The following is a 23,484-nucleotide window of genomic DNA, read 5'->3' on the forward strand; positions in this document are numbered from 1 at the left end:
AACGGAGAAGAAATCTAATTTTTAATAAGATTTCTTCTCCGTCCTATTGTATAAATCACATACGATTATCGTAATCAATGTAAGAAATGTTAACTATTATTCTAAATTAGCATGATTTCGTTGCATTGTTTCTTCATCGACTTTAAGTTCTTTCATTAAATCAAGTACGATACTGTCTAGAAAAACTTGTGCAGCTTGTTCGAAAAGGCTTCCTAAGGGTTGTGATGATCCCTCTGCGTCATACTTTGTTCCAGCAGGCAATTCTATCACTGTATTAGCAAGTGCTCCAATAGCTGAACTTGGGTTTGTGGATAATAACACAACTTCTGCATCTACCGACTTAGCTTTTTCCACTAATAATCTCAAATGTTCCGTTGAACCTGAGCCTGAAATAACGATAAACAAATCATTTTCAGTAATCGAAGGTGTTGTCGATTCACCAATAACGTAGGCGTATTTTCCAAGCTGGTTCAAGCGCATCGCAAAGCTATTCGCTACAAACCCTGAACGTCCTTTGCCTGCTACAAATACATGATTTGCTTTAATCACTTGTGATAAAAACGCCTGTGCTTCACTATCTCTCACGTGTGAAAGTGTATGATCTAATTCATCTAAGATTAAACGATAATTTGTAATTTCAGTCATACTATCTGCCTTCAATCGCATCTTTACATTGTTTTGCAGCTGCTACTGGATCGTCTGCATTTGCGATACCGCCGCCAACGACAACTAAATCTGGCTCTTCTGCCACTACTTCCTTAATTGTATCAGGTTTAATACCACCAATTACTGCTACTTTAGAGTTTGTAATTACTGACTTCACCTGGCGTAAACTTTCCAATGGAGACTTGCCTTCAGCTTGTAAGTCATAACCAGTATGCACTGCGATATAATCTGCGCCTAATTCATCAAGTTCTTTAGCACGTTTTTGTAAATCTTGCACTGCAATCATATCCACTAATAATTCTTTATCATTTTTATGTGCTTCTTCTACTGCAGCTTTGATTGATGCATCTTCTGCAACTCCTAAAATAGTAACGACGTCAGCACCAAATTTAACCGCTTGGCTCACTTCATAATCTGCCGCATCCATAATTTTAAGGTCAGCTAACACTTTAACACCATCAATATTATCATTTAAATGTTGTACCGCTGGCAAACCTTCATTAATAACGATTGGCGTACCAATTTCTACGATATCTACATAATCTTTAACTTTATTTGCAAGCTCTGTAGCTTGCTCTTTATTTAATAAATCAATTGCTAGTTGTAATTCCAATATGATCATCCCTTCTTGAATTAATTATAGCCATGATATACATGAGCTAATTTACTTTATTTAAAAACTTACACATATACATGTTTACCCATTCAGAGATGATTTAAACTGAAAGTTTAAAAGCGTGGTGCCGCTTCATCGTCTACATAAATTTCTACATCTGGATGTGCGTGTAAAATTGTAGCAGGTACTTGTTTATCCACTTCATTTTTCGCTAATTGTTCTATTGCTGCCCTTTTTTTCTCGCCAAAAGCCAATAAAATAATTCTTTTTGCTTTCAAAATAGAAGCTAGACCCATTGACACAGCTTGTTTTGGCACTTCATCTTCATTATCAAAATAACGACTATTCGCGTTAATTGTACTTTCAGTCAAATTAACGACTTGAGTCGTACTATTCATATCTGTACCTGGCTCGTTAAAGCCGATATGACCATTTTCCCCAATACCTAAAATTTGAATATCTACTGGTCCTTGTTGGTTGATTAAATCTTCATATCTTTTAGTTTCCGCTGCTAAGTCATCTGCGTCACCGTTCGGGACATGAATCAAAGATTGCGTAAAATATGGATAACGCTCAAATAAAATATCATTCATATAACGGTGATAACTTTGTTCATGTGATGCCGACAATCCGACATATTCATCTAAATTAAATGTTTCGATACCTGAAACATCTAATTGGTTCTTTTTGAGCAAATCTACTAAAAATGCATACACATCAACCATAGTTCCACCTGTAGCTAAGCCTAATTTACTGTGTGATTGTTGGCTCATTTGTTTAAATAATTCACATGCAACATAAAATGAAGCATAGTCACGGGATCCTAAATTTGTAATTTTCATTTACCGTTGCCCTCCTTATGTCATTGATTTTTGTTTGCAACAAATAAAACATTATTATACTTCTTATTATACGTTTTTTCTATATTTTTTACAGAAAATGAATCCCCAATAATTTCCCATTATAAATTTTAAGCTCAAAATACCAAATGAGCAGACTGATACATTTTTCAAGGCTTTTTTAGTAAAATAGAAAGATAATCAAAATATTACGTACAAATCTAAGATAAAATTCATTTTTCAGGTAGAAAATGTGTTTAAGTCAGTTTACACTAAAGGTTAGACTGATTATTTTCAATGACACTTGTTTAAAACAATTGATATCATAAAAGTTTTGGGGTTTGGAATCAAGGAGGCAAAAGTTTGGAACAAATAATTGATGAAAAAGTACAAACATTACTATCTTCATATGAAGATAAACCTGTGTATTTACATGTCGAAACGACTAACGGCGCATACGCTGCTCACTTTGACCAACGTGTATTTAACGCAGGCACTTTTTTAAGAAACATTCAAGTAACTTTTGAACATGCACAGCTTAAAGGCGGCAATAAAGACCCGTATCGCGTAGGATTAAAATTGAAAGATGGCGGTTGGGTCTATGTGCAAGGTTTAACACATTATGAAATAAATGAGCATGGTGAGCTTCTATTAGCTGGCTTTAATTATGAAGGACAATTGGCGGCAGCATTAGAAATAAGTACTCAACCATTTAACGCATAAGGAGGATGAATCATGACAGAGGAGAGCCATGTATTAGTTATTTTTCCACATCCAGATGATGAATCATTCTCATCTGCAGGCACATTAGCACGTTATATAGATAACGGCGTACCAGTCACATACGCTTGTTTAACACTAGGTCAAATGGGGCGAAATTTAGGTAATCCACCATTTGCCACACGTGAATCTTTACCAGATATTCGTGAAAAAGAATTAGAGAATGCAATGGAAGCAATTGGTATAACTGATTTACGTAAAATGGGTTTGCGTGACAAAACGGTAGAATTTGAACCACATGATGAAATGGACGAGATGATAAAATCATTAATCGATGAATTAAACCCATCAGTGATCATTTCATTCTATCCTCAATTCGCAGTGCATCCTGACCATGAAGCTACTGCAGAAGCAGTTGTTAGAACTGTTGGACGCATGAAAGCAGCGGAAAGACCCCGTCTACAACTTGTTGCATTTAGTAATGACACACCCGAAAAATTAGGTGAACCAGACATTCTAAATGAGATCAGTGATTATAAAGAGGTTAAACTTCGTGCATTTGAAGCGCACGCATCTCAAACAGGGCCATTTTTGAAACAACTTGCTACACCTGATGTATCTGGAGAAGCGCAAAGCTTTTTAGAAGTTGAACCTTATTGGACTTATAACTTTGAATCTTAAGTGGAGGCAATATCATGACAGAATTTGATTTATCAACTCGAGAAGGTCGATGGAAACATTTTGGCTCTGTTGACCCAATCGAAGGGACAAAACCAACCGTTAAAGAAGAAATGAAAGATTTACAAAGCACAAACAAAAATTTCTTGTTTGAAATTGAAGAAGTAGGTATTAAAAATCTTGTATATCCGGTATTAGTAGATCGTTTTCAAACAGCTGGAAATTTCAGTTTTTCAACAAGTCTTAATCAAGATGAAAAAGGTATTAACATGAGTCGTATCTTAGAAAGTGTTGAAAAGCATTATGACAATGGTATTGAATTAGATTTCGATTCTTTATATCGTCTTTTACGAAGTTTGCAAGAACGCATGGAACAAAACGCTGCCGGACTTGATGTATCAGCTAAATGGTTCTTTGATCGTCATAGCCCAATTACAAATATTAAAGCTGTAGGTCATGCAGATGTAACTTATGGTATGGCTATAGATAAAGAAAACGTTACACGTAAAGAAATTACACTTCAAGTCGCAGTGACAACACTTTGCCCTTGCTCAAAAGAAATCAGCGAATACTCAGCACATAACCAACGTGGTATTGTAACTGTTAAAGCTTATTTAAGTAAAGACGCTAATTTAACAGATGATTATAAAGAAAAAATCTTAGATGCCATGGAAGCCAATGCAAGCTCCATACTTTACCCTATATTAAAACGTCCAGATGAAAAAAGTGTTACAGAACACGCTTATGAAAACCCTAGATTTGTCGAAGACTTAATCCGTCTGATTGCTGCAGATTTAGTCGATTTTGATTGGATTGAAGGTTTTGACATTGAATGTAGAAATGAAGAATCAATTCATCAACATGATGCTTTTGCAAAATTAAAATACAGAAGATAACGCTATGAAATAAAATGGATGATAAGTGGAAAATATTTTTAGAGTCGACTATAATCGACTCATATTATTATGCATCAATAACGATATATGAAAAGTGACGCTTTAGAAGACATCATTTTTATAGACTATCAGAGACCCAGCTGGGTCTCTTTTTTTATTTAATGCATTGCAATATTAAATATAAGGTTTAAAATTTTATAGCAAATATCCCAAAATGACACCTTATTATAAAATATTAATAACCATAACTCTATTTACAATGAGTAACAATATGAACTATATATGTCTTACTAAAAATAAACGTCCCACCCATATAAACATACTTAAATAAGACTACTTTGAACAACAATTATACGCGGCGTAGGATATTTTTAGACAATATGTATCTTCAAATTGGGAATTTTTGGAATACCAACATAGGGTTTCTATTTTTATTGTAGTGTACGCCAACAGTTAAATTTAAAATTTCAACTGTTGGGACTTGACTCCTTTTGAACAGAAAAACATTTTAATTTTGTATACGGATATGCGTGTCCCATTTCTTAACCCTTATTTAATCTACTTTCAAAATATTTTGTCAATGTAAATATTGCACTATATAAATTAATTTTTCTCCCAATCATTAATCAAATGTATAATAGTAAAATTTTAATGGTTCATTTAAAAATATTACTACTAAATACGTCCATATATAACTAATTATAAAATATTGTGTATTAACTGTTAAATTTTATTAATGTTCTATATACAATTTTCATATTAAAATAATGACTGTAGTAGTTTGAAATTAATTTTTATTTGATGTAAGTGGTGAAAAAGACAAAATGGATTACAATTTAAATATATATTATACTACGCATGCCCCGCTTAACCAATTAAGCAAACGACACTGCTTCAATATTTTTTTAATATTAGAAGGCACTTTAATCATTTTAAAAAACAATACTTTTCATCATTTTAAAGTGGGCGATATATTTCATATCCACGACTACGAATGCGTTAAACATATCTCTTTTAATGGCACTTTAATTTGCTTATCTATCAATAATTTTTATTATTATCAGTGCAGCTCTCACCAAAACGATAAAAATAATACATATATCCCAGAGAAATACGATTTACACATCCAATTTTCCGATATGATTAAGGCGATTCAACATAAATCCAACCACCGTTTTAATCAATCCATCAATCGATTAATCAAAAGTATTTATGTTTTAGATGATGGCGCTTCTCAATACACTGAAATTCAAAATAATTATAAACATCGTTTAATTAAAGACGTGGTTCATTATGTAAACACACATTTAACCACGAAAGTCTCTTGCCAACAAATCGCTAATCAATTTTTTGTAAATAATAGTTTTTTATCAAGAGAATTTTCAGCATTGATGGGTTGCAAACTATCTAACTATATAACGTCTTCTAAAATCCACGCTTCCATTTGTGATTTACTTGAAGACGATCAATTAAATACAATACAACAGCGTTATGGTTTTCGTACTCAAGATGATTATTGCTATCTTTTTAAACGTTTTATAGGTTATCAACCTTCTGAGATTCATAAGTATAGAAACCCATGGCGTGATATCCAACACATAACATTCGATTTCAATCATCGTTATCAAACTAAGGTGTAAATGTCATTTTAAAAAGGGTGTGATAATATGAACACAATTATTTATGAAGAAAAAAGAGGTCTCATAAATAAAGTAGTAAAACAGAATTTGAACCTTACTATATCTGAGATTATTATTTTAGATAAATTACGCTACCTTAATAAACGCAAAATGAATGCATTAGATTTAAAGAAACAATTACAAGTTCAAAACTCACCTATCTCTATGCAAATCAACCATTTCATAGAACTCAATCTTTTAAAAAAATCAAGAGACCAATACGATGAAAGATGTATCTACTTACACGACATCGACTTAGAAAAAATCAAACACATTATTGAACAATACCATTTAATTGTTGATTCAATGCTTCATTCGTCATCTTAATTAACATACCAAAAAGGAGAGCATATAAAATGAATCGTCATTAAAAATGACTTTGATTTTATATGCTCTCCTTTAAAAACTTGATTATTTTCCATAAAAAAATAGATATGCTATTATCCGTTTTAATATCACTGCAACCTAATGCGTAATAGATATGCTATACGTGCTATTTCAAGTGTTCATATGGACTATTATTCGCAAAAGCAATGATTTGCTCCACAAATAATCTCGCGCGTAATTGAAATTCTTCATTATCTAAATAATATGTAGCATCATCCAATTTATTATAATCTGTATCATGCGTCGCAATTTGTGTTGGCACTGCAATTCCAAGTAACGAACGTACAATCAGACGTAAATGGGATAGTGGTTCAGCACTTACAATGCCACCACTGTTCCCTATTAAGCCAACTGGTTTCATTTTAAAGTCATCCATCGTTAAATGGTCTAGTGCGTTTTTTAAAATACCAGAATACGACCCATGATAATTTGGTGTACCTAAAACAAAGAAATCTGCTTCTCTAGCTTTAGTTTGTAGCATTTTCAAGTTATTTTTATATACTTCGCTTGGCTTAGATACGCCAGAAACATCAAGTTGATGAATGGGTTGCTCTGCCAGATCAAATATTTCCGCTTCAAAAGATTGGTCTTTAAAATGACCTTTCAAATAATGAGCCAGTGCATTAGTATGAGAGCCCATTTTAGCACTACCAACAATGATTAATCCTTTCATTCCCTCTTTCACCTCATGCTATATTTTGTTGTTTTCTTTAAGTAACGTCATAATTGCTTTTCCTACACCACTGTGTTCATTAGAATCTGTTTGGTATTTCGCAATCGCTTTGACTTCTGGCGCTGCATTATCCATAGCGACTGAATAGCCGACACGCTCTAACATAGATACATCATTCATGTTATCACCAATCGCCATAACATTTTCCATATCAATATTCAGGCGTTCTGCAATCGTGTTTAATGCGATGCCTTTTTGAGCATCTGAATGTGTAATTTCAATATTCCCCCTAGAAGAAGAAGAAACTGCTAAACTTCCAGATTGCGCTAAAATTTCACTAACTCGATCAATTTTTTCTAAATCACTATCAAATGCTAATATTTTCATGACGATTTCACCTGGAGTATCCTCAATTTTGTCGTAATTATCAACAACTTTTAAAGTCCCGTTATCTATACGTTTTTGAATACCACTTTTTATTTTTTCAACATCAGCCTCTTGACCCGCGCGTTGAGCGATATCAATATAAATTTCTAAGTCACGTAATGGGTTTTCTGTGTAAATACCCAAATTAGTATATACTTGGTAAAAAATATTTTCTTTATTTAGTTCATCAGTAATTCGATTAATGAGTTCTCTATTTAAATTTGAAGTACTCATAATATTAAATGATTCATCTCGTACTTCTGCACCATTCAAACATATATAGGGCACTTTTAAATCAGTTTGATTGATTGGTGCATTGGCTTCATAAAATGCACGCCCAGTAGCGATAACTACCGTAATACCGTGTGATTGTGCATATTTGATAGCTCGAATATTTTCATCTGATATTTCGTGCGCAGCGTTCAATAATGTACCATCCATGTCTGTTGCAATTAAATTTATCATTTATTTACCCCGTTTCATCTATATCTCAAAATTACACATCTATCATTTGCCACAATTTTGTAACACATTTCATATTCTACCAAATGTTTCATTATTTGTATTATCCTCTGTTCGTATGAGTTTTTTCTTTTGTCTAATATCTTTAAAAAATGCTTTTAACAATCCACTACATTCTTCTTCTAATATGCCGGTTTTAACGTTTGCTCGATGGTTAAATCTAGATTCCTGTAAGAGGTCCATAAGACTCCCTGCACAGCCACCTTTTGGGTCCTTTGCTCCGTATATGACTTCAGGAATACGACTCATCACTATAGAACCTGAACACATTACACAAGGTTCCAAAGTAATGTAAAGTTTACACCCTTCTAATCTCCAACTTTTAAGATATTGAGATGCCTTTTGAATAGCGATATGTTCAGCATGTGCTGTAGGGTTTTGAGTACTTTCTCGCAAATTGTGTGCTCGTGAAATCACTTCTCCATCTCTCACAATAATTGCTCCAATCGGTACTTCTCCGATATTGGCAGCCTTTTTAGCCTCTTCAATCGCTATTTTCATATAAAATTGGTCAGTTAACATGTGTCTATCACCTCACATATGGTACAATATTTATTGTCTATTTTAACATTGGAGCGGTAAAAACATGAAAAAACAATTTATTGCTGTAGAAGGCCCGATTGGCGTCGGTAAATCTTCGTTAGCACATAAACTTAGCCAAACTTTTAATTATTATGAAGAAAAAGAAATTGTAAACGAAAACCCCTTTTTATCTGATTTCTATGAAGATATCTCCAAGTGGAGCTTCCAAACAGAAATGTTCTTTTTATGCAATCGTTATAAACAATTTCAAGATCTTGCATCAATTTCTACTGGCATCGTCAGTGACTATCATATTTATAAAAATAAAATATTTGCAAATAACACTTTAACTCCTACTGAATTTAGCAAGTTTTCAAGAATTTATGATATTTTAACTGAAGACTTAGAAATGCCTAATATCATCATCTTTTTAGATGCTGATTTAGAAGTTTTAAAAAAACGTATTGCATTACGTAATCGTAGTTTCGAACACCAGATCGAAGATGACTATTTGCTTAATCTAAAACGAGATTACAATGCCTATTATAGTTCATTAGAAGCAGACGGCGAGCGCGTTATTCACATAGATACAACTGATTTAGACTTTATGAAACAAGAAAATGATTATAACTATATATTAAACTTAGTGAAACCATTGATCGGAGGAAATGAGCATGAATAAATACGGTATACCTCAAGATGCTGTAATTACAATCGCTGGTACAGTCGGCGTTGGTAAATCTACATTAACCAAGGCATTAGCTAAAAGGTTAAATTTCAGAACATCTTTTGAAAATGTAGACCAAAATCCCTATCTAGATAAATTTTATAATGACTTTGAACGTTGGAGCTTTCATTTACAAATTTACTTTTTAGCGGAACGTTTTAAAGAACAAAAACGTATGTTTGAATACGGTGGCGGCTTTATCCAAGATCGCTCTATCTATGAAGACGTGGACATCTTTGCTAAAATGCATGAAGAACAAGGCACTATGAGCCCAGAGGACTTCAATACGTATTCAGAATTATTTAATGCAATGGTCATGACTCCTTACTTCCCTAAACCAGATGTGCTTATCTACTTAGAATGTGACTATGACGAAGTCATTGATCGTATTAAACAACGTGGCCGTCAAATGGAAATTGAAACGGATCCTGAATATTGGCAGAAATTATTTCAACGTTATGAAGATTGGATTAGTGAATTCAATGCTTGTCCAGTCGTTAGAGTAAATATCAATGAGTATGATTTACATTCAAATCCCGAATCGTTAAACCCAGTGATTGATAAGATCCGTCATATCATTGATACTTATCGTAGTGTTGACCAACGCTAGTTTGGTTAATTAAACACATCCGACAGCTATTCACAATTCGGATTCAAATATGTTATAAACCATAGCTAACGTAATACAGATGTATATTGATTTTATGGTTTCTAACGCTCTTTGCCAATACTTGGTGAGAGAAGCAGAAACCATATTTTTATAAAATAATTTTGTTGTTCTACTTTGGCAAAAATGACTAGAAAAAATATAAACGCTGCTAAGATTGCGAGCTACAATTCATATGTAGTGTACTATTAGAGCCCAGTAGACTACATAAACTTAGACTCATGCATAAGTGCTACTAAGCTTCGTAAATGAAGAAGTAGCACTTTATTATATTTTCATTTCAGTCATCTGCTGCTGATATCATAAGCAATGTCAAAACATTGCTTATTTTTGAACCTCTTTTTATTTAAACAGCGTAAATATGCTATAACTGATGCAAAAGCATAGACTTGCATTTACTCTATATGATTTCTATAAATAATTTTTTCTATTTCATCTTCATCAACGTATTTACTAAAATAATATTCATCTGTTTGACTGAGTCCAAATGCACTTGCTTTATCTTCGTCTTCTGTGCCTATATACAATTGGCCATCCACGTCTTGGTACAAGTCAAATATGGCACCACTATATCTCGCTTCTTGATAGAGTTCATACAATTCATCAATATCATCTCTTGCTACATGTTTGTAATATAAAGTGTGCGTCGTGTGACGATTGGTTTGCGCTTCAAAACCAAATGCCGTCGCTTGTTCATCTTCAGTTACTAATAACACTTCATTACTTACGATTTCTACAACTTTATAAATTTCTCCGCGATAATCTGCATATTTCCCATCAATCATTCAATCACCCCCATACGTTTCAAATAAAAAAATCATAATATACGTTACGTATATTATGACATATTTTATATACCTATCCTATTATTTTAATACATCTACAATATCATTTACATTGTCAAAAATGTAATCTGCTTTAGCAAATTCTTCTTCTAACCCAACGCCTGTTAAAACCGCAATTTTTAAGCCTAATTGTGCATTTACACCTGTTTGAATATCGTTAGCAGTATCCCCGACAATAGCAACATCTTTAGGATCTACTTCATATCTATAAAATAGCGAATTGAGTACTTCTGGGTTTGGTTTTTCTACTGCATCTGCTTCTGTAGAAATTACAATATCAAAAAAACGCTCAAATTGTGTATATTCTAAAAATTGTTCTACGCCCTTTTTAGAATCGCTTGTAACAATTCCCATTTTATAGCCTCTTTGTTGAAGTGTTTCTAAAGTTTCGTTAATTCCTTCTACTAATACATTTTCTGGGACTCTATTATCAACAAGTGTTTGGCTCCTTTGTTGTGCCCACTGCGTCACATCTTGATTTGCAATTTTACAAAATGCTTTAACCATCTCGTCTAATGCGCCCGATGCCATAATTGTCCCAGGTTGGATTTCACCGTCTACTACACCTAAATATGCATAACTTTCATCAATATTATTAATATCTTCTTTATATTTTTCCATAAAATCTTCTACTAATTGTAGTCCTATTTTCATCCAACTACGATCAAAATAGATAATTGTGCCATCTTTATCAAATAATATCCATTTCATGTTCTGAACAGCTCCTATGTATTAACAGTATGTATAATCTAATCTGCTTGTTTATTTTAATATAAAAATAGATTAAGGAACAAATTATGTACCTGATGCTAAGATTATTTACTGTGGTTTAAAATATTAACATCTCGGTAATGAGATATAGTAATAATAGCTAAAGAGGTGAAACCAATCATGTCAGATAAAAAAATTGAAGTCGAAACGATTTTTCGTGACCAGGATGGTGCCATTCCAAACAACGCTCAATATCCCTTATTATTATACAAAAATGTAATCAATGATGTGGACAGCCCTCTAGATATTTTAAAATTTAATAACTGGTTAAATACTTGGCGTGGGGGCATATTTCCAAAACATCACTATCATAGCAATACGCATGAAGTGTTAGTGGTTGTTTCAGGTAAAGCGACAGTTCAATTAGGTGGTGAAAATGGTCCTAAAACCGGTATTCAATATGGTGATGTTGTCATACTTCCAGCGGGATTCGGGCATAAACTTATTGATAGTCAAGACGCATTTGCTGTGATAGGTGCGTATCCAAACGGTGCTGATTATGACTTTTGTACTGGGCAACCGGATGAATGGCCTCAGAATTTAGAAAATATTAAAAGTGTAGGCTTACCTCAAACAGACCCAATATATGGCAATGATGGACCGCTATTTGATTATTGGAAGTAATATTCTTTATAATTTCTGAATTTGTGTCGCATTGTTACATGTTATACAAAGATAACCTAACATGACTGTGAGCTCAAACGTACCATTCATAAAAGCTATCTATTTAAATTAGCACCATATAAAATAATCAAATACCCATTCATTTTCCAATGAGATATCTGCTGCCTATATAAAATTCGAGGTTGAGACATTATTTTTATGCCCCAGCCTCGAATTTTGCATAACAATCGATTAGTTTTATATAAATTAATATCTAGGTACAACTACTCTCCAACCCTGTGGGTCTGCAAGTTTACCGCTTTGGATACCAGTATAATTGTCATATAAATCTTGTGTAATTTCACCTGTTTCGTTATTGTTAATAACGATTTCAGTGTCACCATATTTCAATTGACCTACTGGAGAAATAACTGCTGCAGTACCTGTACCAAATACTTCTGTCAGTTCACCTTTATGATGCGCTTCAATAAGTTCATCAATAGAAACGCGACGTTCTTCTACTTCATATCCTAAATTTTGTGCTAATTCAATTACTGTTTTACGCGTAATACCTGGCAAAATACTACCGTTTAATGCTGGTGTGACAAGTTTACCATTTTCTACAAAGAAGATATTCATGCTTCCTACTTCTTCTACATATTTTTGTTCCACACCATCTAACCACAATACTTGATCATATCCTTGCGCTGAGGCATTTGTTTGTGCTAATAAACTAGCAGCATAATTGCCTGCTACTTTAGCATGGCCTACGCCACCGCGTACTGCACGTACATATTCATCTTCCACATAAATTTTTGTTGGGCTTAATGATGCGCCACCATAGTATGAACCTGATGGAGATAAAATAATTAATAATTTATATGAATATGAAGGGCGGACGCCCAAGATACCTTCAGTAGCGAAAACATATGGACGTATGTATAATGACTGGCCTTCACCTTCTGGCACCCAATCACGTTCTATATCAACTAATTGTTTTAACCCTTCTAACAGTACCTCTTCATCAATTTTCGGCATATCCAAACGCGCCAATGAATTATTAATACGTTTAAAGTTCTCAGATGGACGGAATAGGTCTACTTCGCCATCATGTTTGTAAGCTTTCAAACCTTCAAATACTGCTTGGCCATAGTGTAATGCTTGAGCTGCTGGAGAAAGTTCAATTGGTCCGTAAGGCACAATCTTCAAATCATGCCATCCTTGATCAATATCGTAGTCGAAACTTAACATATAATCTGTGAAGTATTGTCCAAATCCTAATTGACTTGGATCTGGTTTTTCTTTAAGTGTTTCACGTTGCACAAAATTTATTTTTTCTGACATGACTATATCCTCCCAATGTTCTATTATTAAGTAATATAATAAAGTATATCAATCAGAATAGTTTCGTTCAATAATTTTCAAAAAATTTAAAAAATATTAATATGAAGTATGTTCACTATTTAAGCTTGATTTATAAGCTAAATGGAACATCAATATGACAAAATAAGCAAAACAAAAAACCGCTTTTTTCTAAATTAATTTCGTTGTCCAACCCACATCCCACAGGTGAAGCATCTTTCATATCTTGATATAAATACTTTAACAAATGGATTCAGCTATTACTGATAACATAAAAAAACCTTCTAAAGTGCCAACTTTTTAACGTCTACTTTAGAAGGAGCATATCATTTGGCCTAGTCACTCATCCTATTGAGTGCTCACAGGCTTACCTTACTTTATTTTTTTTTGCAATTTCATTTAACATAACTTCAGTCATTTTATTTAAATCATATTTCGGGTTAAAGCCCCATTCTGCTCTTGCACAACTTATATCGATATTATTTGGCCAACTATCGGCAATATTCTGTCTTATAGGGTCTACTTCATAATCTAATTGAAACTCTGGATAATGCTCTCGAATTGCTTCTTTTACCATTTCAGGTTCGATACTCATCGCGCTTAAGTTATAAGCATTACGGTTAATCAATTTCACCCCATCTGCTTCCATTAATTGGATAATCGCATCAATTGCATCTTCCATATACATCATATCCATAAACGTGTCTTTAGCAATATAACTTGAATAGTGTCCTTCTCTAACTGCTTTAAAATAAATATCAACTGCATAATCTGTTGTGCCCCCACCTGGCTCTTTAATATGTGAAATTAAACCGGGGAATCTAACACTTCTTGTATCCACTCCAAATTTATCAAAGTAGTATTGGCATAATAACTCACCAGCAACTTTATTCACACCATACATAGACGTTGGTCGTTGGATTGTAACTTGTGGTGTGTTCACTTTTGGGGTCGAAGGGCCAAATGCACCGATAGAGCTAGGGGTAAAGAATTGTAAATGATATTCTCTAGCTACCTCTAAAGCATTCAATAAACCTCCCATATTTAAGTCCCATGCAAATTGAGGGTTTTTTTCAGCTGTTGCAGATAGTAACGCAGCCATATGCATAAATGTATCTGGCTTAAACGATTCTACAATTTGAGTCATATGATTTTTATCTGTAACATCTAAAATTTCAAAAGGACCCTGAGCAATAGCAGAATCAACGTCTGGCTCTCTAATGTCTGTAGCGAGCACATTATCATTCCCATATAATGTTCTACATTTGATAACGAGTTCTGTACCGATTTGACCTAAAGCACCTGTAATCATTATTTTTTTCATAATTAAAAACTCCCTTGTCTATTACAGAAACTGCAATGTATTTTCGTAGCGGACAAATATCTAATATTTACATGTATTATACAATAAAAGCGCTTTTTTGTATACTATGTGTGTACAATATATGTAATTTTTCCTTTTATTTCTACGAATTGCTTTGCTTTTATTATTTTAACTATTTAATCTCCACTAAGAATAAGCAGCTATTGATATAACGCCTTATTGACATCCGTTTACTATTTTGGTATAAAGCAATCAAATATAGTATCTGGAGATGATGATATGTTGCATAACCATGCTGTATTATTAATACAAAGTAATGACTGTTTTTAGTTAAGATGCTTTGTTAAAAGTTTCTTTTCACAGAGCGTCTTTTTTGGTTTTAAAAATGAATGTGAAAGGAATTTTAAAATTGGAAAGACAAATCTATCCATATCAATTTAATGATATAAAAGTGCATATCGCGCATTTGTTTAGTGCCTATAAATCTGTTAATGACTTAAATACGATAGCATCCATAAAACAAATGACTAAAGAACAGATTTATAATACTTTTTATGAAACAGACGAGACAATTATTTATGCAGTTGAAAAATTAATGTATATGCAAATTTCAAAGGAGCAAGTAGAAAAAGTTTTAGAAACCTTACAAACTTATGTTATACCGTTTGAGCAACCATCAAATAAGCAAATAGAAAAAGTATTCCGCAAAATAAAAAAACTAAAAGCACCATTCATAAGTAACGAAGTACTTTTAGAAAGTACCTATATAGGTTGGAATGACCTAGCTTCTAACAGAAAATTCATAATCTACTATGATGCACAAGGTAGGTTTAACGGTTTTTATGGTGATATATCTCATCAAACTGTAAAGGGGTTTTGTGCTATTTGTAATAAAGAATCTAACGTGGCACTATTCATGCGTAAAATACGCACTTCAAGTGATGGACAATACACTAAAAAAGGGGACTATATTTGTTACGACAGTACAAAGTGTAACCAGCAGTTGTCGGATATAACGCAATTTTATCGTTTTATAAATAAAATACATGCTTAAACTATAATATTCAAACTAAGCTTACAAGCATCCGACCTAACATTTAATATTTAATCGTTTAAAGCAATGCGTTTTTAAAAATTCTATTTAACCTAAGTGGGAATAAACAGATGGAATCAAACTATCTATGTATGATTTCTAGTTCGTTCCCACTTTTTGTTTCAAAATCTAAGATTCATATTTGTGTTTTAATTTTTTAAGTAATTAATAAAAGTACGAATAGTCTGTTCATCAGCGCGATCGACATTTGTCAGCGCTGTAAAATATATATAATAATCAAAAGGAGAGCCAATGGGCAACATCTCAATTAAACCATTGAGGATAAAGGGATCATCCTCTAACATTAAGCTAGATACAATACTAACACCTAATCCTTCGGAAACAGTTTTAATAAGTACACTAGGATTATTTGTTCTAAAAACAATTTTTAAAGGCCCGTTTTCATTTTCATAAGTTTTAAAATTATCGTGGTAAAAATTCCGATCATATAGTACAAAAGGAAATTGTTTTATTGCTTCCATATCCACCGTATGTTTTAAAGCAAGTTTAGACTTTTTAGGCACGATTAACTTAAAATCTGTAGATAAGTTCAATGAATGTGACACGATATTCTGAGCAAATGTTTCATTTTCCGTTCTACCTATTAATCCAATATCTATTTCATTATTTTCAATCATTTTAATAATGTCTTGTCTATCACTTTCAAATACTTCTACCTCAATATGGGCGTAATCCTTCTTAAAATTTGATAAAGCTTTAGGTACTATTTTATTAAATAAAGTTGGTATAGTAGCTATTTTTATTGAACCTTTAATGTTACTATGTAACGCGTCTACTTCAGACAATAAATTTGTTTGTGCTTCTAAAATTTCTATAATCAAAGGTATTAACCGCTTACCTACTGTAGTCGGCAAAGTCCCCTTACGAGAACGATTAAAAATTTTATAACCTAATTCTGACTCTAGGTTTGCTATGGACTGGCTCATTGCAGATTGGCTAATATGCATAGCTTCAGATGCATGAATGATAGATTCTAATTCGTAAATCTTCTGGACATATGATAACTGCTCAAAATTCATTAAATCACCCTTTTGTATTAGTAAAACTTATATAAACTTCAAAAATTCTAATTATACATTAGCATCTGTTATTCATTATAATTAATGGTGGTCGAAAAATTCATATTAAAGGACGGTATTAAATATGTACGATAAACTCTGGTCAAAAGATTTTATCTTCATTACTATCACAAACTTTTTGATGTATTTAATACATTATACATTAATTGTCACTGTTACTATATTTACTATTGATAAATATCATGCTTCCGAAAGCATGGGCGGTCTAGCTGCCGGTATTTTTATTATAGGTATGTTGTTCGGACGTTTAGCTTCTGGTCGGGTGATTGATAGTCTGCAACCGAAAAAAGTATTACTATTTGGTGTTACTTTTTCAATTATTACTGTTGGGTTATACTTTGCAATTAATAGTTTACTTATCTTAATGATAGTTAGACTATTGCATGGCATTGCTTTCGGGTTATCTTCCACTGCTACAGGAACAATTTCATCAAGTATTATACCAGACAAACGTAAAGGCGAGGGTATTGGTTACTATGCACTAAGTGTAACAACTGCGTCTGCAATCGGTCCGTTCACTGGTATCCTTTTAAATCAACGGTTTGGTTTTGAGTCTATCTTTGTCGTAAGCTTAATTGTGATTATAATTGCTTTTGTCTTTTCATTATTGATTAAAGGGTTACCTAAACCAGAACCTTTAGAAGATGATGACGATTCAAGTACTAAAGGTATCAATGCTTATATCCAAAAAGAAGCATTACCTATTTCCTTTGTCGTTATATTCGTTGGTATTGCTTATTCCAGTGTCCTATCATTCTTAACTGTTTATACGGAACAAATAAACCTTGCCACAGCATCTAGTTTCTTCTTTATCATCTATGCAGTTAGTACCTTTGTCACACGCCCATTTACCGGTAAAATCTATGATAATTATGGTGAAAATAAAGTAATGTATCCTGTATTAATTAGCTTTATGCTAGGGCTTATATTATTAAGCGCAACACATACAAGTTTACTGTTACTCATCTCAGCTATATTTATTGGTATCGGTTACGGTACAATCATACCTAGCGCTCAAGCAATCGCTATACAGCAGTCACCTGTTGAGAAAATTGGACTTGCCACTTCTACTTTCTATATGTTTGCTGATTTCGGTGCAGGTATAGGGCCCTTTATTTTAGGTATTATGATTCCAATCATGGGTTATCGTAACTTATATGTAACAATGGCTATACTCATTATTATTTCCATTGTGTTTTACTTTATATTACATGGTAAAAAAGCTGCTAAAAATCCTAATTATTAATGCTAAACAAATTTAGCATATACTATAAACTCACAAAGTAGGGACGAGAATACGAAAACGAACCAATTTTTTATTGTTTCGCATTCTCGTCTTATTTTTATTTTGATATATCCGTATTTAATTCTATTCAAATCACGGCTAGACTAGCTTCAATTTCAGTTTTTTTCGCATCAAAATCATAATTGTATTGGTCTAATGCTTCCCCTGTTTCAGTAATATTTTTAATACTTTCCAACTGAAATTGCCAACCTGCAAAATCTAATGCCGTATGAGGAAATTCAAAGGGTAGATATTCATAAAAAATGAGCGCCACATATGAGGGGTGTTCGTATAATTCAAATCTCACTTTACCAATATCCCATGTAAACCCAATCACTTTATTTTCTTCAAAATGTGTAATGCGCATTTCTATATTTTCACTCTCAGCTATATGAAAATACATTTTTCCTCCGACGGCCCTTTCTTGAAATGATAATTGTGGAAACCATTGCTGTATACCCTCTGTAGTACTTAAATATTTGAAAATATGATGGGCTCCGTTACTAATGTTTACAGTTATCGTTTGATAAACACCTTGTTGATCTTTTGCGTATTGGATAGTCATAATATTACCTCCTTAACATCATATAGGGAATATAACATATAAGTATGATGACTCATTTCATATTCCCTGTCATTTTATTACAGTAACTTATACATTGCCTTTGGATTGTAATTGAGCCGATTTACTTTGTTAGCTCTATTTAAAATAATAGATTATTGTATGGATTGCATTTGATTAACCTTATTACATTAAATTAAAAATTGATAGAATTAATCGTATCTATATCGAATCTTTCATATTTGAGTAACATGGGATTATCTTTCTATTGTATCTATAACGTTTCAATATCTATTAACCTTTTAGTATAATTAACCAATTTCCATGAAATTTTATTTATTAATAGTTTATAATAAACCTTCGCTTTTCATATACTTTACAATGATTTACAAGCTATAAATTATTACTATTTTTAAAATGTTCTATATACATTCTTTTACTGAATTTTCTAACTTTTACAAAAATTCAGTTGCTAAGTATTGATTTTATATCTTATTATAGATAACATTTATATATAAGTAACTTAAAATTTGAAGTAATAGATAGAGGAGATTAACCATGACAGAAAATAATGACTTAGTAACTTCAACTCAAGAAATTATGAAAGAAGCTTTACATAAATTAGGTTTTGACGATGGTATGTACGAACTTGTTAAAGAGCCTCTAAGATTTTTAGAGATCCGTATCCCCGTTCGGATGGATGATGGTACCGTTAAAACATTTAAAGGGTACCGAGCACAACATAATCAAGCTGTCGGTCCTACTAAAGGCGGCGTTCGTTTTCATCCTGATGTTAATGTAGAAGAAGTTAAAGCTTTATCGATGTGGATGACGATGAAATGCGGTATTACAAATTTACCATTTGGTGGTGGTAAAGGCGGCGTCATCTGTGACCCAAGAGAAATGAGTAATTTAGAACTTGAACGTTTATCACGAGGCTATGTCAAAGCAATCTCTCAATTTGTTGGACCAGCTAGTGATATCCCAGCTCCAGACGTGTATACTAACCCCCAAGTTATGTCTTGGATGATGGATGAATATAGTAAGATTAACCGTTCAAATGCGTTCGCATTTATTACTGGTAAACCACTATCTTTAGGTGGATCTCAAGGGCGTAATCGTGCTACAGCACTTGGCGCGGTTATCACAATTGAAGAAGCTGCCAAACGTAGAAATATGAGTATTGCAGGTTCTCGCGTTGCAATTCAAGGTTTTGGGAATGCTGGTAGTTTTATAGCTAAAATTTTACACGATAAAGGTGCCAAAATTGTTGCAATTTCCGAAAGTCGTGGTGCTTTATATGACCCCAATGGCCTAGACATAGAAAGTCTAATTGAGTTGAAAGCGCAACATGGTCGCGTAACACCATTATTTGATGAAGTCATTCCAAACGAAAAATTATTTGAAATCGATTGTGATATTTTGATCCCTGCTGCATTATCCAATCAAATTAATAAAGAAAATGCACATTTAATTAAAGCAAATATCGTTGCTGAAGCTGCAAACGGTCCAACAACTCCAGAAGCAACTAAAATATTAACGGATCGAGACGTCTTGATTATACCAGATGTCCTTGCAAGTGCGGGTGGCGTCACAGTTTCTTACTTCGAGTGGGTTCAGAATAATCAAGGCTATTATTGGTCAGAAGAAGATATCATTGTTAAACTTCAAGAAAAAATGGTGGAAGCCTTTAATAAAATTTATGACTTAGCAGAAAATAGGAAAATGGATATGCGCTTAGCTGCTTATGTAGTCGGTCTTAAACGTACTGCTGAAGCGACACGTTTCCGTGGTTGGGCATAATATTAAGCTTTTTATTATATTATTTTAAAACAAGCTGGTTCGGTGTTCGAATCAGCTTGTTTTTATATAAGCGCTTCATTTTCAAATTCACACTTCAAATAAAAAAATTATCTTAGTATTGAAATATTAACATTTTCAAAAGTATTGAAAATTGAATTTTCTGAATTTATTTGAAATAAAAAACTATCCAATATATACTATTTACAACAAAGGGGTGTAAATACATTATGAAAAATAATATTTATGGTAATATACCATGTTTTTTAAATAGCAAAAATCTGACTTTAACAGATGATTTAAATACAGATGTCATTGTTTATGGTGCACCTTTTGAAGGTGAAAGTACCTGGGGTGACTATACTGGCGTCGAATTAGGCCCTAAACAAATTAGAGCGTGTTCGGCACGTTATAGTCAATATTTACCCGAATTAAACCATATAGATATAAGTGAACATTTAACTATCGGTGACGCCGGAGACGTGCCATTTGTCGCCCACAATAATAAAGAAAGTTACGAAAACATTGCTGGTTTCACGAAAAGGTTATGGGAGAGCGAGAAATTTTTAGTCGGATTTGGTGGTGAACATGGCGTCACCTATCCTATTCTTAAATCTTTGGCAAAAACAGGCAAAAAAATAGGTATTATACATTTAGATGCACATTATGATAATATGCCTGATTATGAAGGTGAAAACTACGCACGAAACACGCCATTTATGAGATTGTATGAAACGGATGGTGTGCGTAATGAAAGTATTATTCACACTGGTATACATGGTCCTAGGAATAAACCAGAAACAGGACGCTACGCTCAAGAAGCTGGCGCAGTCACGCTTACAATTAATGATATACGTGCAGCCAAAGACTTAAAAGCATATGCCAAAGCTATTTATGACCAAGCAAGTAAAGACGTAGATGTTGTTTACTTAACTATTTGTAGTGATGTATTAGACTTTGCATTTAATCCAGGTGGCCCTGTAGATGGCAATGGTCTAACTTCTTATGAATTATTAACGATGATTTATGAATTTGGCGCATTAGGTTTATGTGGCATGGATTATGTGGAAGTTTATCCGATGCAAGATGCAAATCAAAATTCTGCGCATTTTGTCTCAACAGCCGTGTTATATGTACTAGCTGGTCATGTAGCATATTTAAACAAAACGAAATAGCTGAGGGGTGATGATATTGGTCAACAGTATAAAAAAAGTTATTAAATCACTTGGTCCAGGAATGATTATCACCGCTTCGTTTATTGGCCCTGGCACGGTTACCACTATGACACAAGGTGGCGCAGGATTTGGATATAGCTTATTATGGGCTGTCGCTTTTTCAATTATAGCAACTATCGTCTTACAAGAAATGATCATCCGTTTGTCACTAGTGACAAGAGAAGGATTAGGAGAAGCCATCCAAGAATTATTTGCTCATAAAGTTGGAAAGCTGATTATTGTTTGGTTTACATTAATCGCAGTAACCATTGGTTGTGCTGCTTACATAAGCGGCGATTTAATTGGCACATCACTTGGTGCTGCCTATCTATTAAATTTACCAGAGCATGTCGTAGCACCTGTCATAGGTATTATTATCTTACTTATTGGCTTATTTGGTAATTATAAATTTCTAGAAAAAGTCATGATTTTTCTGATGGTTATTATGGGGATCATCTTTATAACAACCATGATTGTTATTAAACCTGATGTCATAGGTATCTTAAAAGGTATTTTTGTACCAACTATTCCTGATGGTTCTATTATTACTGTCATCGCATTAATTGGAACCACTGTAGTACCTTATAATTTCTTTATTCATTCAACGGCAGTACATGAACGTTTTAATGGTATCAGAGAACTTAAGTTTGCACGTTGGGATACAATCATTTCAATTACAGTAGGCGGTATTATTTCAGCTGCTATCTTGATTGCTGCTGCCACTTTAATACAAGGCGATGACGTCAAAAGTGTTATTCAACTTTCTGGCCCACTCAAACCTGTGTTAGGAGACGCAGCACCATTTGCAATTAGCATTGGACTGTTCGCAGCAGGACTTTCATCAGCAATTGCCTCGCCTACTGGTGCAGCTGCTACAATTAGTAGTTTATTAGGTTGGAAAGGTGGAATGGAAAGCAAAAAATATAAAGCTGTTTTCACGGTGATTATACTCGTTGGTATAACTACCTCTGCACTTGGATTTGAGCCATTGGAAGTATTATTAATAGCACAAGCACTAAATGGTATTATATTACCTATTGTAGCTATACTTATCTTTATTATTATCAACAAGCAAAATCTCATGGGACGATTTGCGAATACGATTTGGCTCAATATCATCGGACTCATTGTAGTATTAATCGTCACTTTTCTAGGATTTTATAGTTTAATTGATGCAATCACGAGTTTTATTTCTTAAAAATAAAGGGACGTATAGTGTTCAGTTAAAATAACTGAACACTATACGTCCTCTATTGATATCCATTACATTAAGCGTTTCTTACTAAATTTATTATATACCCATCTAATTAATAATGCTGCACTAATAAATAACCCAATATAACCAAATGTTTTAAATACAAAGTTCACGAGATCCACAAACCCAATGAAACTTAAGATAAAGGCTACAATTAATGAAATCGTTAATAGCGTCACATAGCCCTTACTACTTGGCTGTGTAAACCTACTTAAAAATGGATACAGCATACCAATACAACTATTAAAGATA

General features: G+C 33.2%; 25 protein-coding genes and 1 pseudogene. 13 read left to right on the plus strand and 13 right to left on the minus strand.

All coding sequences use genetic code 11. The features are described from left to right. Positions 1 to 96 precede the first annotated feature (96 nt). From hxlB to nagB, 3 genes are all read right to left on the minus strand, one after another. A complete protein-coding gene (gene hxlB / locus IEU88_RS08805; protein WP_096823941.1) occupies positions 97 to 645 on the minus strand; it encodes a 6-phospho-3-hexuloisomerase in 549 nt (182 codons plus the stop codon). A gap of 1 nt (position 646) precedes the next feature. Continuing rightward, positions 647 to 1,279, minus strand: coding sequence for a 3-hexulose-6-phosphate synthase (gene hxlA, locus IEU88_RS08810; protein WP_096810864.1), 633 nt, complete (start codon positions 1,277 to 1,279; stop codon positions 647 to 649). A 116-nt stretch (positions 1,280 to 1,395) separates the two neighbouring features. Beyond that, positions 1,396 to 2,124, minus strand: coding sequence for a glucosamine-6-phosphate deaminase (gene nagB, locus IEU88_RS08815; protein WP_096810865.1), 729 nt, complete (start codon positions 2,122 to 2,124; stop codon positions 1,396 to 1,398). Positions 2,125 to 2,484: 360 nt separating this feature from the next. Here nagB and IEU88_RS08820 point away from each other — a divergent pair, with 360 nt between their 5' ends. The 5 genes from IEU88_RS08820 to IEU88_RS08840 all read left to right on the plus strand — a co-directional run bounded on the left by IEU88_RS08820 (position 2,485) and on the right by IEU88_RS08840 (position 6,421). Continuing rightward, positions 2,485 to 2,844: a YojF family protein gene (locus IEU88_RS08820; RefSeq protein WP_103373392.1), complete on the plus strand. Its 360-nt coding sequence runs from the start codon at positions 2,485 to 2,487 to the stop codon at positions 2,842 to 2,844. 12 nt (positions 2,845 to 2,856) lie between these two features. Then, positions 2,857 to 3,522: a bacillithiol biosynthesis deacetylase BshB2 gene (bshB2, locus tag IEU88_RS08825; RefSeq protein WP_103373391.1), complete on the plus strand. Its 666-nt coding sequence runs from the start codon at positions 2,857 to 2,859 to the stop codon at positions 3,520 to 3,522. A gap of 14 nt (positions 3,523 to 3,536) precedes the next feature. Further along, positions 3,537 to 4,415 (plus strand): GTP cyclohydrolase FolE2, encoded by an 879-nt coding sequence (folE2, locus tag IEU88_RS08830; protein WP_103373390.1) that lies wholly within the window; start codon positions 3,537 to 3,539, stop codon positions 4,413 to 4,415. A gap of 1,139 nt (positions 4,416 to 5,554) precedes the next feature. After that, complete coding sequence (locus IEU88_RS08835; RefSeq protein WP_142758157.1) at positions 5,555 to 6,055, plus strand: helix-turn-helix transcriptional regulator; 501 nt, start codon at positions 5,555 to 5,557, stop codon at positions 6,053 to 6,055. 27 nt (positions 6,056 to 6,082) lie between these two features. Continuing rightward, positions 6,083 to 6,421, plus strand: a complete 339-nt coding sequence (locus tag IEU88_RS08840) for a transcriptional regulator, SarA/Rot family (RefSeq protein WP_096810870.1) — start codon at positions 6,083 to 6,085, stop codon at positions 6,419 to 6,421. 166 nt (positions 6,422 to 6,587) lie between these two features. Here the strand turns inward: IEU88_RS08840 and IEU88_RS08845 are convergent, their stop codons facing one another. The 3 genes from IEU88_RS08845 to tadA form a co-directional block, all read right to left on the minus strand. Next, positions 6,588 to 7,154, minus strand: coding sequence for an NADPH-dependent FMN reductase (locus tag IEU88_RS08845; protein ID WP_096810871.1), 567 nt, complete (start codon positions 7,152 to 7,154; stop codon positions 6,588 to 6,590). An 18-nt stretch (positions 7,155 to 7,172) separates the two neighbouring features. Then, a complete protein-coding gene (locus tag IEU88_RS08850) occupies positions 7,173 to 8,045 on the minus strand; it encodes a Cof-type HAD-IIB family hydrolase (RefSeq protein ID WP_103373460.1) in 873 nt (290 codons plus the stop codon). A 69-nt stretch (positions 8,046 to 8,114) separates the two neighbouring features. Next, positions 8,115 to 8,624 carry a tRNA adenosine(34) deaminase TadA gene (tadA, locus tag IEU88_RS08855; RefSeq protein WP_103373459.1) on the minus strand — a complete coding sequence of 170 codons (510 nt, stop codon included), beginning with the start codon at positions 8,622 to 8,624 and terminating at the stop codon, positions 8,115 to 8,117. Between the two features lie 64 nt (positions 8,625 to 8,688). On the opposite strand from tadA, the gene IEU88_RS08860 reads away from it, so the two are divergent. After that, positions 8,689 to 9,306 (plus strand): deoxynucleoside kinase, encoded by a 618-nt coding sequence (locus IEU88_RS08860; RefSeq protein WP_096810874.1) that lies wholly within the window; start codon positions 8,689 to 8,691, stop codon positions 9,304 to 9,306. After that, on the plus strand, positions 9,299 to 9,961 hold the full coding sequence (locus tag IEU88_RS08865; protein ID WP_096810875.1) for a deoxynucleoside kinase: 663 nt from the start codon (positions 9,299 to 9,301) through the stop codon (positions 9,959 to 9,961). Before IEU88_RS08860 ends, IEU88_RS08865 begins: the two co-directional genes overlap by 8 nt. Before the next feature lie 452 nt (positions 9,962 to 10,413). Here IEU88_RS08865 and IEU88_RS08870 read toward each other — a convergent pair whose 3' ends face one another. Further along, a complete protein-coding gene (locus IEU88_RS08870; protein WP_103373458.1) occupies positions 10,414 to 10,803 on the minus strand; it encodes a UCP033725 family protein in 390 nt (129 codons plus the stop codon). A gap of 81 nt (positions 10,804 to 10,884) precedes the next feature. After that, positions 10,885 to 11,574 carry an HAD family hydrolase gene (locus IEU88_RS08875; RefSeq protein WP_096810877.1) on the minus strand — a complete coding sequence of 230 codons (690 nt, stop codon included), beginning with the start codon at positions 11,572 to 11,574 and terminating at the stop codon, positions 10,885 to 10,887. 180 nt (positions 11,575 to 11,754) lie between these two features. Between IEU88_RS08875 and IEU88_RS08880 the strand changes: the two genes are divergently transcribed. Then, positions 11,755 to 12,258, plus strand: coding sequence for a cupin domain-containing protein (locus tag IEU88_RS08880; protein ID WP_103373457.1), 504 nt, complete (start codon positions 11,755 to 11,757; stop codon positions 12,256 to 12,258). Positions 12,259 to 12,504: 246 nt separating this feature from the next. Here the strand turns inward: IEU88_RS08880 and IEU88_RS08885 are convergent, their stop codons facing one another. Then, positions 12,505 to 13,581, minus strand: coding sequence for a branched-chain amino acid aminotransferase (locus IEU88_RS08885; protein ID WP_096810879.1), 1,077 nt, complete (start codon positions 13,579 to 13,581; stop codon positions 12,505 to 12,507). Positions 13,582 to 13,966: 385 nt separating this feature from the next. Beyond that, a complete protein-coding gene (locus IEU88_RS08890) occupies positions 13,967 to 14,923 on the minus strand; it encodes an NAD-dependent epimerase/dehydratase family protein (protein ID WP_103373456.1) in 957 nt (318 codons plus the stop codon). A gap of 409 nt (positions 14,924 to 15,332) precedes the next feature. Between IEU88_RS08890 and IEU88_RS08895 the strand changes: the two genes are divergently transcribed. Continuing rightward, the gene (locus IEU88_RS08895) at positions 15,333 to 15,977 is read left to right on the plus strand and encodes a FusB/FusC family EF-G-binding protein (protein WP_115359583.1); all 645 of its coding nucleotides are present in this window, start codon (positions 15,333 to 15,335) and stop codon (positions 15,975 to 15,977) included. 188 nt (positions 15,978 to 16,165) lie between these two features. Here the strand turns inward: IEU88_RS08895 and IEU88_RS08900 are convergent, their stop codons facing one another. Next, entirely contained in the window at positions 16,166 to 17,056 is an 891-nt protein-coding gene (locus IEU88_RS08900) for a LysR family transcriptional regulator (protein ID WP_096810881.1), read from the minus strand. 124 nt (positions 17,057 to 17,180) lie between these two features. Here IEU88_RS08900 and IEU88_RS08905 point away from each other — a divergent pair, with 124 nt between their 5' ends. After that, the gene (locus IEU88_RS08905) at positions 17,181 to 18,362 is read left to right on the plus strand and encodes an MFS transporter (protein WP_096810882.1); all 1,182 of its coding nucleotides are present in this window, start codon (positions 17,181 to 17,183) and stop codon (positions 18,360 to 18,362) included. Between the two features lie 127 nt (positions 18,363 to 18,489). On the opposite strand, the gene IEU88_RS08910 is transcribed toward IEU88_RS08905, so the two are convergent. Further along, a complete protein-coding gene (locus IEU88_RS08910; RefSeq protein ID WP_096810883.1) occupies positions 18,490 to 18,966 on the minus strand; it encodes an SRPBCC domain-containing protein in 477 nt (158 codons plus the stop codon). A 555-nt stretch (positions 18,967 to 19,521) separates the two neighbouring features. On the opposite strand from IEU88_RS08910, the gene IEU88_RS08915 reads away from it, so the two are divergent. From IEU88_RS08915 to IEU88_RS08925, 3 genes are all read left to right on the plus strand, one after another. Continuing rightward, the gene (locus IEU88_RS08915) at positions 19,522 to 20,766 is read left to right on the plus strand and encodes a Glu/Leu/Phe/Val family dehydrogenase (protein ID WP_107644001.1); all 1,245 of its coding nucleotides are present in this window, start codon (positions 19,522 to 19,524) and stop codon (positions 20,764 to 20,766) included. Between the two features lie 227 nt (positions 20,767 to 20,993). Further along, positions 20,994 to 21,938, plus strand: coding sequence for an agmatinase family protein (locus IEU88_RS08920; RefSeq protein WP_103373632.1), 945 nt, complete (start codon positions 20,994 to 20,996; stop codon positions 21,936 to 21,938). Positions 21,939 to 21,948: 10 nt separating this feature from the next. After that, positions 21,949 to 23,175: an Nramp family divalent metal transporter gene (locus IEU88_RS08925; RefSeq protein WP_103373633.1), complete on the plus strand. Its 1,227-nt coding sequence runs from the start codon at positions 21,949 to 21,951 to the stop codon at positions 23,173 to 23,175. Positions 23,176 to 23,240: 65 nt separating this feature from the next. On the opposite strand, the pseudogene IEU88_RS08930 reads toward IEU88_RS08925, so the two are convergent. Beyond that, positions 23,241 to 23,484 (minus strand): annotated as a pseudogene (locus IEU88_RS08930) (YkvI family membrane protein); the annotation flags it as partial.

Origin of the sequence: Staphylococcus nepalensis (assembly GCF_014635045.1) — a bacterium.
Classification (GTDB): Bacteria; Bacillota; Bacilli; order Staphylococcales; family Staphylococcaceae; genus Staphylococcus; species Staphylococcus nepalensis.

Excerpts from the sequence above, each read along its gene's own strand:
- IEU88_RS08910 (WP_096810883.1), bottom strand. The coding sequence starts at position 18,966 with ATGACTATCCAATACGCAAAAGATCAACAAGGTGTTTATCAAACGATA.
- IEU88_RS08885 (WP_096810879.1), bottom strand. The coding sequence starts at position 13,581 with ATGTCAGAAAAAATAAATTTTGTGCAACGTGAAACACTTAAAGAAAAA.
- IEU88_RS08840 (WP_096810870.1), top strand. The coding sequence starts at position 6,083 with ATGAACACAATTATTTATGAAGAAAAAAGAGGTCTCATAAATAAAGTA.
- IEU88_RS08845 (WP_096810871.1), bottom strand. The coding sequence starts at position 7,154 with ATGAAAGGATTAATCATTGTTGGTAGTGCTAAAATGGGCTCTCATACT.
- IEU88_RS08860 (WP_096810874.1), top strand. The coding sequence starts at position 8,689 with ATGAAAAAACAATTTATTGCTGTAGAAGGCCCGATTGGCGTCGGTAAA.
- IEU88_RS08920 (WP_103373632.1), top strand. The coding sequence starts at position 20,994 with ATGAAAAATAATATTTATGGTAATATACCATGTTTTTTAAATAGCAAA.
- IEU88_RS08900 (WP_096810881.1), bottom strand. The coding sequence starts at position 17,056 with ATGAATTTTGAGCAGTTATCATATGTCCAGAAGATTTACGAATTAGAA.
- IEU88_RS08905 (WP_096810882.1), top strand. The coding sequence starts at position 17,181 with ATGTACGATAAACTCTGGTCAAAAGATTTTATCTTCATTACTATCACA.
- tadA (WP_103373459.1), bottom strand. The coding sequence starts at position 8,624 with ATGTTAACTGACCAATTTTATATGAAAATAGCGATTGAAGAGGCTAAA.
- bshB2 (WP_103373391.1), top strand. The coding sequence starts at position 2,857 with ATGACAGAGGAGAGCCATGTATTAGTTATTTTTCCACATCCAGATGAT.
- IEU88_RS08865 (WP_096810875.1), top strand. The coding sequence starts at position 9,299 with ATGAATAAATACGGTATACCTCAAGATGCTGTAATTACAATCGCTGGT.
- folE2 (WP_103373390.1), top strand. The coding sequence starts at position 3,537 with ATGACAGAATTTGATTTATCAACTCGAGAAGGTCGATGGAAACATTTT.
- IEU88_RS08850 (WP_103373460.1), bottom strand. The coding sequence starts at position 8,045 with ATGATAAATTTAATTGCAACAGACATGGATGGTACATTATTGAACGCT.
- IEU88_RS08880 (WP_103373457.1), top strand. The coding sequence starts at position 11,755 with ATGTCAGATAAAAAAATTGAAGTCGAAACGATTTTTCGTGACCAGGAT.
- hxlB (WP_096823941.1), bottom strand. The coding sequence starts at position 645 with ATGACTGAAATTACAAATTATCGTTTAATCTTAGATGAATTAGATCAT.
- IEU88_RS08925 (WP_103373633.1), top strand. The coding sequence starts at position 21,949 with ATGATATTGGTCAACAGTATAAAAAAAGTTATTAAATCACTTGGTCCA.
- IEU88_RS08890 (WP_103373456.1), bottom strand. The coding sequence starts at position 14,923 with ATGAAAAAAATAATGATTACAGGTGCTTTAGGTCAAATCGGTACAGAA.
- IEU88_RS08875 (WP_096810877.1), bottom strand. The coding sequence starts at position 11,574 with ATGAAATGGATATTATTTGATAAAGATGGCACAATTATCTATTTTGAT.
- IEU88_RS08915 (WP_107644001.1), top strand. The coding sequence starts at position 19,522 with ATGACAGAAAATAATGACTTAGTAACTTCAACTCAAGAAATTATGAAA.
- IEU88_RS08870 (WP_103373458.1), bottom strand. The coding sequence starts at position 10,803 with ATGATTGATGGGAAATATGCAGATTATCGCGGAGAAATTTATAAAGTT.
- nagB (WP_096810865.1), bottom strand. The coding sequence starts at position 2,124 with ATGAAAATTACAAATTTAGGATCCCGTGACTATGCTTCATTTTATGTT.
- IEU88_RS08835 (WP_142758157.1), top strand. The coding sequence starts at position 5,555 with ATGATTAAGGCGATTCAACATAAATCCAACCACCGTTTTAATCAATCC.